The following is a 15,159-nucleotide window of genomic DNA, read 5'->3' as shown; positions in this document are numbered from 1 at the left end:
ACCAATGAGCAATGCAACAAAAACAATGTAAAAGGGGATTGAAAAAATGACTGAAACAACTTTTCCAAAGGACTTCTTATGGGGTGGCGCTATCGCCGCAAATCAAGTAGAAGGAGGTTGGAATCTTGGCGGCAAAGGCTTGTCGGTGGCGGATGTGGCGACCTACAAACCTCATGTCGATAACAAAGATTATGCGGCGCACATGAGCGTGACCGTAGAAGCCGTCAAAGAAGCGATGGCAGATCCAACAGATACCATCTATCCAAAACGGCGAGGAATCGATTTCTATCACCGCTATCCAGAAGATTTGGCTTTGTTTGCGGAGATGGGCTTTAAAGTGTTGCGATTGTCGATTGCGTGGACCCGTTTGTTCCCAACCGGGGAAGAAACGACACCCAATCAAGAAGGGATCGCTTTTTACCGCAATGTCTTTCAAGAAATGCAGCGCTTGGGGATCAAACCGATCGTAACGTTGTCTCACTATGAAATGCCGCTAGCCCTTAGCTTGAAGTACAATGGCTGGGTGGAACGTAAAGTAATCGATGACTTTGTCCGCTTTGCCACCGTCTGTTTCGAAGAATTTGGGGAGTATGTGGAATATTGGCTGACCTTTAACGAAATCGACAGTATCCATCGTCATCCCTTTACAACAGCAGGCATCATTCCAGAACAATCAGAAGCAGGCAAAGAAGAGCAAGAGGTGTATCAAGCGCTCCATCACCAATTTGTTGCCAGCTCATTAGTGACCAAAATCGCTCATGAGAAAAACCCAAACAATAAAGTTGGCTGTATGTTAACGAAACTAATGACGTATCCATTGACTTGTGACCCATTGGATGTTGAATTGACCTTAAAGAAAAACTTGGAAAATGATTTTTATGCGGACGTTCAAGTCAAAGGTGCTTATCCGCGAATGATTGAAAAAGATCTGGAAAAACGGGGCATCAAGATTGAAATGGCACCAGAAGACCGCCAAATCTTAAAAGATCACACCGTTGATTTTCTTTCTTTCAGTTATTATATGTCTATGGCTGAATCAGGCGACCCACATGCGGAACGGACACCGGGCAATACGGTTTTAGGGGTAAAAAATCCCAAGCTGCCGTCAACTGAATGGGGCTGGCAGATCGATCCTAAAGGCTTGAAAATCTCCTTGCTTTCATTGTATGATCGGTATCAAGTGCCATTAATGATCGTTGAAAATGGTATGGGCGCCGTCGATGTCCTTGAAGACGGCCAAGTGCATGATCCGTATCGGGTCGATTATTTCAAGGCACACTTCAAACAAATGAAGGAAGCCATCGATGAAGGGGTCGATTTGATTGGTTATACTTCTTGGGCACCGATCGATCTGGTCAGTGCTGGTACGTCACAAGTGACGAAACGCTATGGCTTCATTTATGTGGATGCCGATGATGAAGGAAACGGCAGTTATGACCGTTTGAAAAAAGATTCCTTCGACTGGTACAAAGAAGTGATCGCCACCAATGGCGCGAGTTTGGCAGAATAAACAGTGAGGAGCGAGAGTGCATGATTTACATCAAGAAAGTCTTAAATTCAAGTGTCGTACTTGTTGATAAGGAAGGCCAAGAAATGATTGCACTTGGGAAAGGCATCGGCTATGGAAAGAAAGTCGGCGACAGCATAGCCGATACCCAGATCGATCAAGTTTTTCTGCCAATCGATGAAAAAAAATCAGGTCAGTTTGCCGATTTAGTGGATGAGATTCCGTTGTACTATTTTGAAATGACCAAAGAAATCGTCCAGCTGGCGCAAAAAATGCTGCCATATCCGCTAAATTCAACGATTTACCTCACCTTATCGGATCACTTGCACTTTGCTGTAGAACGTCAGCAAAAAGGCTTGAGTGTGACGAATCGGCTCTATTGGGAAATCAAGAATTACTATACAGAGGAATTTCGAGCCGCCGAACAGGCACTACGCTTGTTGAAAGAGAAGTATCAAATTGAGCTGCCAGAAGAAGAAGCCTCCAATATCGCGTTTCATTTGATCAATGCCCAGTCGAACACCGAGGAAAATCAAGATGGGTTGAAAAAGGCCAAATTGATCGGGTTGATCGTCAATATGGTGCGCTACTCGATCCAGCAAGACGTCAACACCAATTCGATCCATTACAATCGCTTTATCACCCACGTGCGTTTCTTCGTTGACCGATTCTTTTTGGATGGTCTGCTGCAAGAAGATGATGAAGGACTATACCGTCAAATGTGGGCTCTTTATCCGAATGCTATGGAGATCGCGACAAAAGTCAAAGCCTATATCGATAAAGAATACCAAACGAAGATCCCTGCCAATGAAATCGTCTATCTAGGCGTTCATATCAATCGATTGATGAATCATTCAGCGATCAATTCCTAAGCGTCCTCATTTTAACAAACATAAACAAGCCGTTTCCCTTTGCTGGAGAAACGGCTTGTTTGTGTTTAGTAGGCTTGCTTGTTAGGAATCACGCCTCGAACGCCACCTTTTGGCTGCTCTACGTCGCCTTGGTAGCGTGGGATTAAATGACAATGGCAATGAAAGACCGTCTGTCCAGCAGCCTCCCCGCAATTGAAGCCGATGTTGAAGCCGTCTGGTCGATAGGTTTCCAATAAATAAGCTTTGCCTTCCTGCAACAAGGCCTGCAAGTCTTGTAATTCCTCTTGGGTGAGAGCAAAGTAATCTCTGCGATGCGCTTTGGGGATCAATAGCAAGTGTCCAGGGGTGACGGGGTACTTATCAGCGATCGCATAAAAGCGTTCGTTTTCAATGATCGCATGTTTTGAGGCAGTACAAAAAATACAAGTCAAAATCTTTCGCTCCTTTTTCTCGGCTAGATAGCGTATCAATACTTATCTTTAGTGTACCAAAAGCTGATTTGGAATGAAACGCACGAAAAAAAGCATGTCTTTTTGAGTCAATTGACAGTAAAATAAAAAAAGTTTATAAATTCGCTTGACTTAGAGTGCACTTCAACCTGTATGCTTAGTGTAACTTAAAAAAACAGGAGGACGTACAAATGGACTATGTAAAATTTGGCAATACAGGACTTGATGTGTCACCTTTGTGTTTAGGGACAATGGGATTTGGCGATCCCAACAGCGGGTTTCATGAGTGGGTGTTAGAAGAAGACGACAGTCGTGAAGTCATCAAAAAAGCCTTGGATCTGGGTATCAACTTTTTTGATACGGCAAATGTCTATTCTTATGGAGCGAGCGAAGAAATCGTCGGTCGAGCATTGAATGATTTTGCGCCCCGGGATGAGATCGTGGTTGCCACAAAACTATATTCTAAAATGAAACAGCGACCTAACAGTGGAGGCTTATCCCGAAAAGCGATTTTTTATCAAGTCGAACAAAGCTTAAAACGCCTGCAAATGGACTACATTGATTTGTATATCATCCATCGTTGGGATTACCACACGCCAATTGAAGAAACCATGAAGGCATTACATGATTTGGTAGTTTCTGGAAAAGTACGCTATATCGGCGCATCTGCGATGTACGCTTGGCAATTTGCCAAAGCACAAGCAGTCGCTGAAAAAAATGGCTGGACCAAATTTGTTTCGATGCAAAATCACTTGAACTTGCTTTATCGAGAAGAAGAGCGAGAAATGATGCCCTTGTGTGCCGATCAAAAAATTGCCGTGACGCCGTATAGCCCATTGGCTGCTGGACGGTTAACAAGAGATTGGGGTGCAAAGACCAAACGGTACGTAACGGATAAAACCGCCAATCAAAAGTACGACAAAACGATGGAACAAGACCGAGAGATCGTGGCGCGGGTTGCACAGATCGCTGACAAACACCAAAGCAAACGGGCGCAAATCGCCTTGGCATGGTTATTACAAAAAGAACAAGTGGTCGCACCAATTATCGGCGCAACAAAAGAAAGCCATTTATTAGATGCATTACCTGCCCTTGATCTAAAGCTGACTGCCGAAGAGATTGCGTATTTGGAAGAGCCATACTTGCCTCATGCAGTGGTAGGAGCGGAATAACGAGTAACAAAAGGGCTTCTGGCTCGTAGCATACAAAACGATCTAGGAAAAAATGCAAAACAAGGAAGTGAAGCCATGAATATCAAAAAAGTCAGTGAACTGAGCGGTGTCTCAGCTGATACCATCCGTTACTATGAAAAGATTGGGCTGATTCCGCCGGTCAAACGCAATAAAAACGGTGTTCGTGAATTTGATGATGACGACTTAAAATGGATCACCTTTACCAGGCAAATGCGCAACGCTGGACTATCGATTGATGGGCTGAGTCATTACCTGGCTTTATTTGAAGAAGGGCGAGGGACGGTTCCTGAGCGCAAGCAGCTGTTAGCCGAACAAATTGCAGTTTTGCGGGAGAAAATCTCAGATATGACGGAAGCTGTTGAACGTTTAGAATACAAATTGGAACATTACGACGAGCATGTTCTGCCGACTGAAGAACGACTGCGTCAACGCAAAGCCAATCTCGTCAACCAGACTTTATGACAAGCCATTTTTTCTACTCAAAGAACGAGGCTTGAATTTTTCAAAAATGAAAGGGAGCTTATGAAACGACTTGCGATTTTAGGTGCTGCTGGCACGATCGGTCAGCGATCACGGCAAAAACTTTTGGAAAGAACCAATCGACCACTCGTACTCTATGCCCGCCGTGCAACGGAGCGTTTGAATGAGATCGATGCTGCGCGTGAGACGATCATTGATGGTGACTTTCTCGATTTAGGACGACTCGTTCGGGCATTGCAAGGCTGCCAGTCGGTTTTTTTGACGGATATCCATGATCCTCGGGCAACGCTGCGGGTGATCGAGGCAATGAAATTAGCAGAGGTCAACCAATTGATCAGTGTCGCACCCGAAAAAAGACTTTGTACATCGGCGGCATTGAAGCAATTGGCAGACTTAACAGCGCCTTTTCTTGCCCCTGAAAAGCATCAGCTGCTCTTGCAGCAAAAAAATCGCTTGATGTCCTACCAATTGATTGTAGGCTCAGAGTTGGCTGTTCGCTTTGTTCATTTGCCATCAATGGAAGAATGCATGTTACAGCCAGGGGGATGGCAAGAAGCAGTCGCAGAAGAAATGCTTGCGATGTATCACTGCTATACAGCCTAAAGCCTGTGCATTTGTGATGAAAACCAACATGCTTTCTTGAAGTTCAGAATCATTTTTTTCATGTTTTCATGAAAAAAATGGTTCTTTCTTTTGAGCTTTTTTTGATAGAATAGACAGAAGCTTTTATCCATAAAATTAGTTGCCAGATTGAAAGGAGAACGTTGATGGAATCACTTATCAAAAAAAATCTTGCTTTATTGCTTGGGGTGCTGTGGATCTGCATCGCATTAAACTTTTTCCTTTTGCCTCACAGTATTGCTTCTGCTGGTGTCGGGTCGATCGGCTACCTGATCGAAACCGGCTGGTCGATCAATCGTCATATCGTTGTCTGGGGGATAAATTTATTGATGCTGGTGTTGGCATTTTTGCTTTTAAAGCGAGAGGTCTTTGTCAATACGGTTATCGGCAGTCTGGCATTTCCCGTTCTTCTGGCGCTTTTACCAGAGATCATGCTCTTGCGTTTTTATTCTGTTTCCTTGATTTTAGGTAGTTTCTTCTTTAGCTTCGGTATTTTTTCACTTTATAAAATCGGTGCTTCCAATGGTGGGGTCACGATTCCGCCGCTGATTTTGGAAAAATACTATGGCATTCGAAAGTCTAGTGGTGTCTTCTTAACCAATCTGATCATCATCTTGTTGAATCTCCTGATTTTTTCTTGGCAAGAAGCCCTCATTTCCGCTTTCTCTATCTATTTGATTGCCTTTTTCATGCGCTTCTTTATGCGGATCGAGCAAAAAACACAGGCAAAAAAAGCAGTGAACGTTCAAGAAACAGCAGAACTAGAATAAACTAGCAGAAGCAAACCATCGGTGCAACAGGTAGTGACCCCCAAGAGTTAGACGAAACGTCTACCTACAGGAGGTCAGTACAACATTTGCACCGATGGTTTTTTAATAGTTTCTTTTTCTCAAAACAGCAATAGCCCCCGCTAGGCAGCTGATGATCAATAAGCAACTCAGCAGCAGCGCTGGCAGTAGTTCTCCTAGTTTGATTTGGTCGGTTAAGTAGTTAGGAAATTGGCTGGAAAGGGAATAAGGATTCCAGTTTGTTACTTGACTCCATAGGTTGCCTAACATGCCCATCAGATAACAGACGCCTATAAACAACAGCCCTTGATAGATGCTTTTGGCAAAGCTGGAACCTAGCAGCAGGATGCTGATTGCTAGTAAACCAAACAGCCAATAGCTGAACAATGCGCTAGGGACTTGAACAGCGCTAGAATCATCGAAATAGATCAAGGTATAAAAAGCACTGACACTGGCACTTAGGAGGTAGCTCAAAGACCACAGAATCGTTAAATAGCCAGCTTTGGCACAGACGATCGTCGTTTTCGGTAATCCTTTCGTAATCAGCTGAATAAAGGTCCCTTGGGCTATTTCGGCAGAGAGCGTATCGGTAAAAAGAACCACAAATACCAACAGACCAATCGTGCCGATGTTGCTGTAAAACTGAAGCCACGCATCGATCGCAGTCGGATCAGCAATCGTGATTTCAATCGATTCCGGCATCATACTGGCCATCAGATCTGGCATAATTTTGGCAGTAAAGGGAGAAAGTATACCAATCAGAGCAAACAGGATCAAGCAAATCAGCAGTTTTTTGCTGCGAAGACCGCCGAGAAATTCTTTTTTTAAGAAAACAAGAAACACCTTCATTTAATCACCTCCAAATAAATCGCCTCTAAAGTCGGTTCGATCCGTTGAAAGGATTCAGGTACTATCTGTTGTTCATTGAGCAATCGCAGCAACTGCTTTCCAACATTCGTGTCGGCAGTTTCGTCGATCAGTAATTGATTGTTCTTTCTTTCTGCCGCAATGCCGTGGGATGCTAACAGATTGGCAAATTTCGAATGGTCACCTTCGTTGGTAAAGACGATCCCAAAGGCGGTTTTTCGATAACGTTTTTTTAAGGAATCCATCGTTTCAAACGCCTGGATCTGACCTTTGTGCAAAATCGCAATGTAATCTGACAGCTGCTCGACATCTGCGAGAATATGGGATGAAAAAAGAACTGTCGTTTCTTCTTTGATTTTAGCCAATACATCAAGAAAGGCCTTGCGACCTAAAGGATCGAGTGCAGAGGTCGGCTCATCACAAATCAAGATAGCTGGTCGGTTGATCAATGCTTGAGCTAATCCAAGACGCTGCTTCATGCCGCGAGAAAAGCCAGCGATTTTTTGTTTCGAAGCTTCCAGGCCTACCAACGCTAAAACTTCCATCACCCGCTGAGGCTGAAAAGGTTCTTGATTGGGCTGGATTTTTCCGCAAAAAGTCAAATATTCTACAGCTGTCATAAACGAGTAAAACTGCGGTACATCTGGTAAATAGCCGATCCAGCGATTGGTCTTGGCTGAGCCGAATTGCACCACTTCGCCGCAAACGGTGATTTCGCCTTCATCAATGGGGAGCAATCCTAAAATCGCCTTCATGGTCGTTGTTTTGCCAGCACCATTTTCCCCGACAAACCCCACAACGCTGCCCTTTGGAACCGAAAAGGTTAGGTCTTGCAGCACTTGTTTGCGCCCAAAACGCTTGGATAAATGGTTGATCTCGATCATCTTCATTGTTGGTCCTCTTTTCCGAAAGCAAAATAAAGGATAGGACCGATCAGGCTAACAAAACAGGCGATGAAAAGCCAAAGAATGCGGGAGCCGAATTTAAACTGTTCTTGTTTTAAAATATCGCGAACCGCCAAGATGATCAAGACCAATTGCAAAACAATCAAGGGGATCAGTACGGGCAAATAATCAGACATATTTTCTGGTATATTTAGTGAAACACTATTCATGTGAAGCCCTCCTTTGTGGCTCATTTTCTTGTTCGGACAGTTTTTGCAGCTGCTGAAATAATTCTTCAAATAGTGGTTGCTTCAGATAAGGTTCAAATAATGGTGTGAACTGCGCGATTTCGAGAAATTGTTTTTTGACATTGTCTGAGTTCCGCGGGATCTGACTACCTAATTCTAATTCGCTGATCCACTCATCGATGCTATTGAAATAATCGTCTCCTTTCAAAACGATTTCCTCAGGCGTGTCTGCTAATGTTTTCACATACAGCGTTAATGCTTGTAGCAATAAGCTTTCTTTTCCTAAAGCGGCAAAAGAAACCATTCCAGCAGATAAAAAGTTCAGTAAAGAAAGGGGATGCAGCTGGGCCAGTTGGAAGCTCTCGCTGAGTGCCAGCCCACGTGCAAAGGTTTTTTCCAGTTGCTCCTCGTCTTGTGTGAGCATTGCCAAATAATTTGTCAGTAAGCTCATAAAAAGAATCAAGTATTGATAAATCGCACTTTGCGTCACAATCTCAGCTTGCTGCAACTGATTTTTTTGCTGAAATGCGGCGGCAATCAACGGTTCGCTAGGTAAGAAAGAGAGCGTTTTCGTGCCAAGGATCGCCAAGACCTCATCGGGCTTGTTTCTCATCAGCAGACAATAGGCTTCGATTTGTTGCGCTTGTTGTGCCAACGCATTGTCACCATGCGCAATGATCCGTTGATAAAGGATTTCTGCTTCTTTCAAATAGGTAGTTTTCTTCGCTTCCATCAAGGCTTCTTCAGAGGGGTGCCCTTCTGTGCTATCTGCTACAGGGACATCTGGCAAAAGATCCCAATGATTTAAGTAAAAGGAGCCCATCTGTAACAAGAACGGGTAACAAGAGTAATACCGTTTGGTAAAACTTTGTGCCAGCGCGAGGACTTCGCTTGGTGTTTTTGTTTGAAAGGCGTCTTTTAGTAATTGATAGATTCGCTGGATCTCTTTAGGAGATAGCTGCGAGTCCAAAATTAATAATTCATCGACGCTGCAATCAAAATACGCTGCTAATAAGGGCAGCGAGGTGATATCTGGATAAGACTGTCCCGTTTCCCATTTCGAAACGGATGCTTTGGACACATTCATAAACACTGCTAATTCTTGCTGGGTAATACCTCGTTGTTTTCTTCTCCGAGCGATTTCCTCGCCAATGGGTAAGTCCATAGTGCACCTCCGATAGGTTTGTTTGGTATACTTCTATCATAAGAGGATAAGAGATGACTTACAATGGATTGCTAGTTAATTTTTGGTTGATTTAATTAACTAAAAGTTGATTATAAGGCGAAGTATTCCAATCTTTGGGAAAGAGATGATCGTAAATGAGAGGTAGAAAATTGAAAGTTGTAGCAGCGATCGATTCCTTCAAAGGAAGTGCCACTTCCGCAGAACTAAATCAAGCGGTCTTAAGCGGGTTTTCAGACCAGTGGGAAACACGCAGTATCCCAATCGCTGATGGGGGAGAAGGGTCAATGGCAGCAGTCATTGCTGCGCTGGGAGGCAATTACGAAACGGTTTCAGTGACCGCTCCATTAGGCGGTAAGTTGCAAGCCCGTATGTTGGTCACAAAAATCAAGGAAGAAAAAATTGCCCTGATTGAATCTGCAGAAGTGATTGGGTTGCAACTCGTGGAACCTAGTGACGAGACCACCCGCAATAGCTCTTCTTTTGGTTTAGGCCAAATGGTCTTAGCAGCTTGCAGGCAAGGTGTGAAAAAAATTTACCTGACCCTTGGCGGTAGCGGCACTTCTGATGGGGGTGTAGGCTTTTTACTTGCGCTAGGAGCAACCATTCAAAGAAACGAGCGGATGGAAAACAATCCTTTGCTGCAAGCAGAATCTCTGGCGCTCAGCCAGTTGAACCCTCTGCTTGCACAAATTGACCTATTTGCATTAGCCGATGTAACGAATCCCTATTTTGGCAATCAGGGATTTGCGCAGGTTTTTGGTCCGCAAAAAGGGGCATCCCAAGAAACGATCCAGCAGTTGGATCAGCAGGCAAAGCGCTTGGCTGAGCACATCAAGCGGACCACGGGGATCGATCTGGAAGTCCCTGGTGCTGGTGCGGCAGGTGGACTTGGTGGTGCTGTTCGTTTGGCAGGTGGTCAATTGGTTCCTGGATTTGCGACGATCGCTTCATTGGTTGGATTTGAGGAAAAAATCAAAGAAGCAGATTTGTTGATCACGGGTGAAGGACGCATCGATGGGCAAACCGCTGGGGGAAAAGTACCCTATGGCGTCGCGTTGCTCGCCCACAAACATCAGGTACCGGTTGTTGCCATCTGCGGCTCCCGAAGCGACGATCTAGGAAAACTGCCGCAACTACTATCTGCCGTCTTTTGTATCCAGCAAGGTCCGATTTCGTTGACAGAAGCGATGGAGAAAAAGAGAACCTTAGTGAATACTCAACAGACTGCTCAAGCCATCGCTGGTTTTGTGGAGCAGTGGCAAAAAAAGACTGAATCAGACACTTCAGATAGGACTGAATAAGAAGATAACACCAAAAAACTTCGTATTGGCTACTGCCTTTTGTACGAAGTTTTTTTGGTGTTTTTCTCTGTGCTTAAGCCAAGGTAGCTTGTGCTTCAATCTCTACTTTAAAGTCAGGGGCAACCAAGCCGGCAACGATCACGAGACTCATGGCTGGTTTGTTTTCTACCAAAATAGTTGTAAACGCCGTACGGACAGCAGCTAAGTAGGCAGCATCTGTTAAAAAGACGGTCATTTTGACCACTGATGACCAGGACAGTTGATTGGCTGATAGAAGCTGTTCGATCTTTTTCAAAACGATGGTTGTTTGCTCTTGCGGGTCCTCAGGTGTGGCTCCGTCTTGCGACGGCGTTTGACCAGAAATGAAAAGAAAAGGTCCTTGAGCGATTTTTGTATCGGTATAGATTGCCATTTCTTTGGCTCCTTTCGTCTATCTTGCCTTTGGATGATGGGACAGATAGAAATTGATTGGGTGTGTCCTAGTTTACTTGATTCCACCTGCAAAAACAATCAACGGACGTGTTCAGTTGGTTGTGTGAAGCCACGTGACCAAGCCACTCTTCCCCTTTAAGAAAAGCACTCATTTTTTTCAGGCTCCGCTGAAATTATCGCCAGAATTTTATGGTTTCAATGTCTTATACTATGTTCAGATCAAATAAATAAACAAGGAGGAAAAAAATATGAATTGGTACAAAAACACAACAGAAGAACTATTACACACGTTGCAAACAACACGGCAGGGCCTTTCCTCCGAAGAACGCAACCAGCGTTTAGCAAAGCAAGGTGAAAATAAAATTACTGAGGCAGCGCAGATCCCCACATGGAAGAAAGTCGGCAAGCACTTTACCGACTTACTGATGTTGGTCTTGATCGTCGCAGCCGTCTTAAAAGGGATTTCTGGTGATTATATCGAAAGCGGCATTATTATGGCGGTCGTCGTCATCAATGGATTCGTCGGCTACTGGCAAGAGCGCAAAGCCCAAGAATCACTGGATGGATTGAAGCAGTTCATGGGGCAAGAAGCAACGATTTATGTTCACGGCCGCAAGAAGAAAATCGCTGTTTCTTCCTTAGTAAATGGAGATTTAGTCGTTTTAGGACCAGGAGATGTTGTACCAGCAGATATGCGCTTGATCGAAACCCATGATCTTGTGATTGAAGAGTCGATTTTAACTGGCGAATCTGAGCCTGTTCAAAAAATGACCGAGCCTATTACTCAAGAAAGTACAATTGGTGACCAGCGGAACATGGCGTTTTCTGGTACCCATGTAGAAAGCGGAACTGCCAGCGGGATCGTCGTTGAAATAGGCGACGATACACAAATCGGCCAGATCAATCAAGCAATTCAGTCTGTGAAAGCGCAAGAAACCCCGTTGATCAAAAAAATGAAGCAATTGAATCACCAAATCTTTAAAGGCATTATCGGATTAGTGATTTTCTTGATCTTCTTTACTACCTTCCGCTACGGCTTTGATCTTGATCTCTTGTTCTCATCAGGTATCGCCTTAGTGGTAGCGATGATTCCTGAGGGTTTGCCAGCCGTGCTGACCATGATTTTATCGATGGGTGTCAAGGAAATGTCCGAGGAGCAAGCAATCATCAAAACGATGCCATCAGTGGAGACACTAGGTGCCATGACGGTGATTTGTTCAGACAAAACAGGAACCTTGACCAAAAATGAAATGACGGTCGTCGATGTTTTAGTTGAGTCAAACGTGGATAAAGCAACGGTGCTTGATATCATGGCAAATTGTCAAGACTTGAAGCAAGACGAAGGACAAAAGGCTGCGGATCTCGTTGGGAACCCAACCGAAAAAGCCTTGTTACAATACGCAGAATCAGCGCAGCAACCATTGCGTAAAACAGTCGATAAGATTCCTTTTAGTTCCTCTTACAAGTACATGGCAACACGCCATCAAAATCAAGAAGAGCCGAATGCCTCGGTAGTTTTTGTCAAAGGTGCGCCCGAAGTGTTGCTTGAGAAAAGCCAACTGACTTCAAATCAAAAGCAATGGTGGTTAGATGAAAGTGCAAAATTAGCAGCGAAAGGGCAGCGGCTGATCGGCTTTGCGCATCTGACACTGTCGGCACAGGAGTCCTTGTCCCACGAAGGGCTAACCAATTTAACCTTTGTCGGGATCGCTGGTATCATTGATCCTCCGAAAGACAGTGCCATCAAAGCGGTAAAAGAGTGCTTGCAAGCGGGCATCCAAGTCAAAATGATCACAGGAGACCATGGCAAGACTGCTCAAGCCATCGGCAAGCAAATTGGCTTGAAGCACACGAATCACGTGTTGGAAGGGTTAGAAATCGATCTGCTGTCGGAGGAAGAATTGCAGCAAGCAGTCCAAAAGACAGACATCTTTGCTCGAACGACCCCTGAGCATAAATTACGGATCGTTAGTGCTTTGCAGGCGAATGAAGAGATCGTCGGAATGACCGGTGATGGCGTAAACGATGCACCAGCGCTGAAAAAAGCCGATATTGGGATCGCTATGGGGATCAAAGGCAGTGAAGTAACCAAGCAAGCAGCCGATATGGTTTTGGCAGACGATAATTTTCATACGATCGCCAATGCCGTCCGAGTGGGTCGTCGAATCTACGATAATTTGAAGAAAACCATCAACTTCTTCTTACCAACTGCGGTTGCCCAAGGATTGATCGTTATTGCGGCACTCTTGTTGAACCGACCACTGCCACTGACACCTGTCCAAATTTTATGGGTAAATATGGTGACAACGATCACGCTTTCTTACGCACTCGGTTTTGAAAAGGCAAGTGCGGATGTCATGAATCGACCACCACGGCCAATCAAAGAAGGCATCTTGTCTTGGTACAGCTTGTTCCGCATCTTCTACGTCTCGCTGTTGATCATGATTCCTTCTTACGTCTTAGCGGTTCAATTTGAGGGAACGGTCCTTCAGCAAAGTATGCTACTGCAAAGTATCGTCTTTGCCCAAGCGGTCTACTTGTTGAACTGTCGTGAGCTGGTCAAGCCAGCCTTGAATCGCCAACTGTTTGCCAACCGAGCGCTATTCGTTTCTCTTTCACTGCTGATCGTATTACAGGCAGCGATTTTCCTAACCCCTCTAGGACACCAGCTTTTAGGGATCGGTTCTTTGACCTTGATGCAGCAGTTGAGTATCGCTGCTAACGGCGCACTCCTTTTCGCAGTCGTTGAGGGTGAGAAATTTATTACGAATAAGCTGCAAGGACGGCAAAAAGCCGCTCCAGTGAAGCAGTAGCGGCAGCTTGATGATTCTAGCGATAGCTTAAATAATAGGTTTGGATGAGCTCAGTCACTTGATTGAGCTCATTTTTCGTTGGTACCATCGATAAGTAAAAAACTGGAACAGATACTTCCTCTAAAGGGAAATTTGAGAGAATAAAATCAACCTCGATTTCCGCCAACGCTTCTAGTTGACCAGGCTCGATCGCCGATAAAAGGATGCGGGCACCGAGGAAGTCATTCAATTCTTGCAGGAGATAAGCTTTCCAGGCAGGCTCACCTTGGAAAACAAAATACCCTTTTGCGCGAATGGGATTGATCTGTAAAATCGCTTGTTGGATCAGTAAGGTGGTGGTTGACCATAATGGAAAACTCATTTCCGATTGACTGGCTGTTTGCTCTTCTAAAAAGTCATGGATCGTCGCTTCGATCGATAGCGAATAGGGTTGATTTAACCGTTGGATCTCGTGAAATTCGAGCCCGAACAATTCTGAGAGCTTGGCTGACTCTTGCGATTTGATCAAAAGCAACAGTAGATTCTCAATCAGTTGTGTATCACTAGCTAAAGACAACTGCAACAAGCGGTCTAGTTTTCCAACAAAATGGGTCGTTTTCTGATAAATGGTTTGGTAGGATTCAAGGGTTGCTTGGATCGTTGCGGACCAGTCGTTATTGTAGTTCCAACTTTCTAAGAAGCAGTAGAAGCTAAAGAAGTGTTCGCTGCGTTCTAAATAAACGCCTTCTTTTTGATACAGCTGGCTTAATGGCTGTTGGAAAAGGCTATAAAGGGGATCGTCCCCCTGAAATTCAAAGGAATCGATACGGCAATTGGCTTTGATGCGAATCGTATTGATAAAAAACCAGCAGGTACCGTAGATTTGTTCCACTTCGATCTGCAGCTTGGCTTTTGCTAAGCGATCCAAGAAATGATAATAGTGAGACTCATGAATCGTATATTCCTCAAAAAAGTAATTGTTATGGGTGTATGGCAGTAACAGGCGATGAAAAAAAACACGGATGTTGATCTCACTTCCTTCAAAGCGGATCATGCGATTGGTGATCCGAATCCGCAACGAAAAATCAGTGAGACTTTTGTTTAATTTTGTCACATGTCGTCGCAAGGTCTCATAGGATGTCCCTGTTTGGCTAAGAATATCTTGCGTACGGAGTTCGCTGGAAAAAAGCAATGCTTTCATCAAAGAAACACCGATCGATTGAGGGAAAAACGTTTCCCAGAGCTGACTCATCAACAATGGCCCATCATGGGTCAGAGCAAAGCCACTACTAGCAGCTTCGATCTGCCAACCATCAGGCAATTGTTGGCGAATATAGGTTAGATCGGAAAAAACGGTTCGCTCCGTCGTATCGATCAATTTTGCTAGTTGCTTGGCAGTGATCATTTTGTGATTCGCCAGTTGTTCCAAGAGAAGGATCTGACGTAATAAATCCTTCTCCGTAATGATTTTTTTCATCATCCCATCCATGACAAAAACTTCCTTTCCGAGTCTTGAAGGTCAAAAGAGTCACATTGACT

The 15,159-nt window shown here is 44.4% G+C and carries 15 protein-coding genes; 8 read left to right on the top strand and 7 right to left on the bottom strand.

Going from position 1 to position 15,159, the window contains the following annotated elements:
• Window positions 1-46: 46 nt before the first annotated feature.
• Entirely contained in the window at window positions 47-1,510 is a 1,464-nt protein-coding gene (locus tag A5883_RS09130) for a glycoside hydrolase family 1 protein (RefSeq protein WP_086338375.1), read from the top strand.
• A gap of 20 nt (window positions 1,511-1,530) precedes the next feature.
• On the top strand, window positions 1,531-2,379 hold the full coding sequence (locus A5883_RS09125) for a PRD domain-containing protein (protein ID WP_086338374.1): 849 nt from the start codon (window positions 1,531-1,533) through the stop codon (window positions 2,377-2,379).
• A gap of 65 nt (window positions 2,380-2,444) precedes the next feature.
• Here the strand turns inward: A5883_RS09125 and A5883_RS09120 are convergent, their stop codons facing one another.
• Entirely contained in the window at window positions 2,445-2,810 is a 366-nt protein-coding gene (locus tag A5883_RS09120) for an HIT family protein (protein WP_005225720.1), read from the bottom strand.
• A 209-nt stretch (window positions 2,811-3,019) separates the two neighbouring features.
• On the opposite strand from A5883_RS09120, the gene A5883_RS09115 reads away from it, so the two are divergent.
• The 4 genes from A5883_RS09115 (at window position 3,020) to A5883_RS09100 (ending at window position 5,892) form a co-directional block, all read left to right on the top strand.
• Window positions 3,020-4,000, top strand: a complete 981-nt coding sequence (locus A5883_RS09115) for an aldo/keto reductase (protein ID WP_086338373.1) — start codon at window positions 3,020-3,022, stop codon at window positions 3,998-4,000.
• Window positions 4,001-4,075: 75 nt separating this feature from the next.
• Window positions 4,076-4,483 (top strand): MerR family transcriptional regulator, encoded by a 408-nt coding sequence (locus A5883_RS09110; RefSeq protein ID WP_034868481.1) that lies wholly within the window; start codon window positions 4,076-4,078, stop codon window positions 4,481-4,483.
• Window positions 4,484-4,543: 60 nt separating this feature from the next.
• Window positions 4,544-5,104 (top strand): NAD(P)H-binding protein, encoded by a 561-nt coding sequence (locus A5883_RS09105; RefSeq protein WP_086338372.1) that lies wholly within the window; start codon window positions 4,544-4,546, stop codon window positions 5,102-5,104.
• Between the two features lie 164 nt (window positions 5,105-5,268).
• On the top strand, window positions 5,269-5,892 hold the full coding sequence (locus A5883_RS09100) for a YitT family protein (RefSeq protein ID WP_086338371.1): 624 nt from the start codon (window positions 5,269-5,271) through the stop codon (window positions 5,890-5,892).
• Window positions 5,893-5,994: 102 nt separating this feature from the next.
• Here A5883_RS09100 and A5883_RS09095 read toward each other — a convergent pair whose 3' ends face one another.
• The 4 genes from A5883_RS09095 to A5883_RS09080 are packed head-to-tail and all read right to left on the bottom strand — an operon-like array spanning window position 5,995 to window position 9,074.
• On the bottom strand, window positions 5,995-6,759 hold the full coding sequence (locus A5883_RS09095; RefSeq protein WP_086338370.1) for an ABC transporter permease subunit: 765 nt from the start codon (window positions 6,757-6,759) through the stop codon (window positions 5,995-5,997).
• Window positions 6,756-7,667 carry an ABC transporter ATP-binding protein gene (locus tag A5883_RS09090; protein WP_016610334.1) on the bottom strand — a complete coding sequence of 304 codons (912 nt, stop codon included), beginning with the start codon at window positions 7,665-7,667 and terminating at the stop codon, window positions 6,756-6,758. Before A5883_RS09090 ends, A5883_RS09095 begins: the two co-directional genes overlap by 4 nt.
• Window positions 7,664-7,891: a PLD nuclease N-terminal domain-containing protein gene (locus A5883_RS09085; RefSeq protein WP_010747962.1), complete on the bottom strand. Its 228-nt coding sequence runs from the start codon at window positions 7,889-7,891 to the stop codon at window positions 7,664-7,666. Before A5883_RS09085 ends, A5883_RS09090 begins: the two co-directional genes overlap by 4 nt.
• Window positions 7,884-9,074: a helix-turn-helix domain-containing protein gene (locus tag A5883_RS09080; RefSeq protein WP_016610333.1), complete on the bottom strand. Its 1,191-nt coding sequence runs from the start codon at window positions 9,072-9,074 to the stop codon at window positions 7,884-7,886. Before A5883_RS09080 ends, A5883_RS09085 begins: the two co-directional genes overlap by 8 nt.
• A 170-nt stretch (window positions 9,075-9,244) precedes the next feature.
• Between A5883_RS09080 and A5883_RS09075 the strand changes: the two genes are divergently transcribed.
• A complete protein-coding gene (locus A5883_RS09075; RefSeq protein WP_123833874.1) occupies window positions 9,245-10,396 on the top strand; it encodes a glycerate kinase family protein in 1,152 nt (383 codons plus the stop codon).
• Between the two features lie 73 nt (window positions 10,397-10,469).
• On the opposite strand, the gene A5883_RS09070 is transcribed toward A5883_RS09075, so the two are convergent.
• On the bottom strand, window positions 10,470-10,808 hold the full coding sequence (locus A5883_RS09070) for a RidA family protein (protein ID WP_086338368.1): 339 nt from the start codon (window positions 10,806-10,808) through the stop codon (window positions 10,470-10,472).
• A 268-nt stretch (window positions 10,809-11,076) separates the two neighbouring features.
• Between A5883_RS09070 and A5883_RS09065 the strand changes: the two genes are divergently transcribed.
• Complete coding sequence (locus A5883_RS09065; protein WP_086338367.1) at window positions 11,077-13,641, top strand: HAD-IC family P-type ATPase; 2,565 nt, start codon at window positions 11,077-11,079, stop codon at window positions 13,639-13,641.
• Window positions 13,642-13,657: 16 nt separating this feature from the next.
• On the opposite strand, the gene A5883_RS09060 is transcribed toward A5883_RS09065, so the two are convergent.
• Complete coding sequence (locus A5883_RS09060; RefSeq protein ID WP_016610327.1) at window positions 13,658-15,109, bottom strand: helix-turn-helix domain-containing protein; 1,452 nt, start codon at window positions 15,107-15,109, stop codon at window positions 13,658-13,660.
• Window positions 15,110-15,159 lie beyond the last annotated feature (50 nt).

Origin of the sequence: Enterococcus sp. 5B3_DIV0040, assembly GCF_002140755.1 — a bacterium.
Taxonomy (GTDB): Bacteria; Bacillota; Bacilli; order Lactobacillales; family Enterococcaceae; genus Enterococcus_D; species Enterococcus_D casseliflavus.
The sequence above is the reverse complement of the archived record's forward strand: the minus strand, read 5'-3'. Positions and strand labels throughout refer to the sequence as shown.

Bases quoted from the DNA above. Each gene is read 5' to 3' on its own strand.
- A5883_RS09130 (WP_086338375.1), top strand. From the start codon at position 47: ATGACTGAAACAACTTTTCCAAAGGACTTCTTATGGGGTGGCGCTATC.
- A5883_RS09125 (WP_086338374.1), top strand. From the start codon at position 1,531: ATGATTTACATCAAGAAAGTCTTAAATTCAAGTGTCGTACTTGTTGAT.
- A5883_RS09115 (WP_086338373.1), top strand. From the start codon at position 3,020: ATGGACTATGTAAAATTTGGCAATACAGGACTTGATGTGTCACCTTTG.
- A5883_RS09110 (WP_034868481.1), top strand. From the start codon at position 4,076: ATGAATATCAAAAAAGTCAGTGAACTGAGCGGTGTCTCAGCTGATACC.
- A5883_RS09105 (WP_086338372.1), top strand. From the start codon at position 4,544: ATGAAACGACTTGCGATTTTAGGTGCTGCTGGCACGATCGGTCAGCGA.
- A5883_RS09100 (WP_086338371.1), top strand. From the start codon at position 5,269: ATGGAATCACTTATCAAAAAAAATCTTGCTTTATTGCTTGGGGTGCTG.
- A5883_RS09095 (WP_086338370.1), bottom strand. From the start codon at position 6,759: ATGAAGGTGTTTCTTGTTTTCTTAAAAAAAGAATTTCTCGGCGGTCTT.
- A5883_RS09090 (WP_016610334.1), bottom strand. From the start codon at position 7,667: ATGAAGATGATCGAGATCAACCATTTATCCAAGCGTTTTGGGCGCAAA.
- A5883_RS09085 (WP_010747962.1), bottom strand. From the start codon at position 7,891: ATGAATAGTGTTTCACTAAATATACCAGAAAATATGTCTGATTATTTG.
- A5883_RS09080 (WP_016610333.1), bottom strand. From the start codon at position 9,074: ATGGACTTACCCATTGGCGAGGAAATCGCTCGGAGAAGAAAACAACGA.
- A5883_RS09070 (WP_086338368.1), bottom strand. From the start codon at position 10,808: ATGGCAATCTATACCGATACAAAAATCGCTCAAGGACCTTTTCTTTTC.
- A5883_RS09065 (WP_086338367.1), top strand. From the start codon at position 11,077: ATGAATTGGTACAAAAACACAACAGAAGAACTATTACACACGTTGCAA.
- A5883_RS09060 (WP_016610327.1), bottom strand. From the start codon at position 15,109: ATGGATGGGATGATGAAAAAAATCATTACGGAGAAGGATTTATTACGT.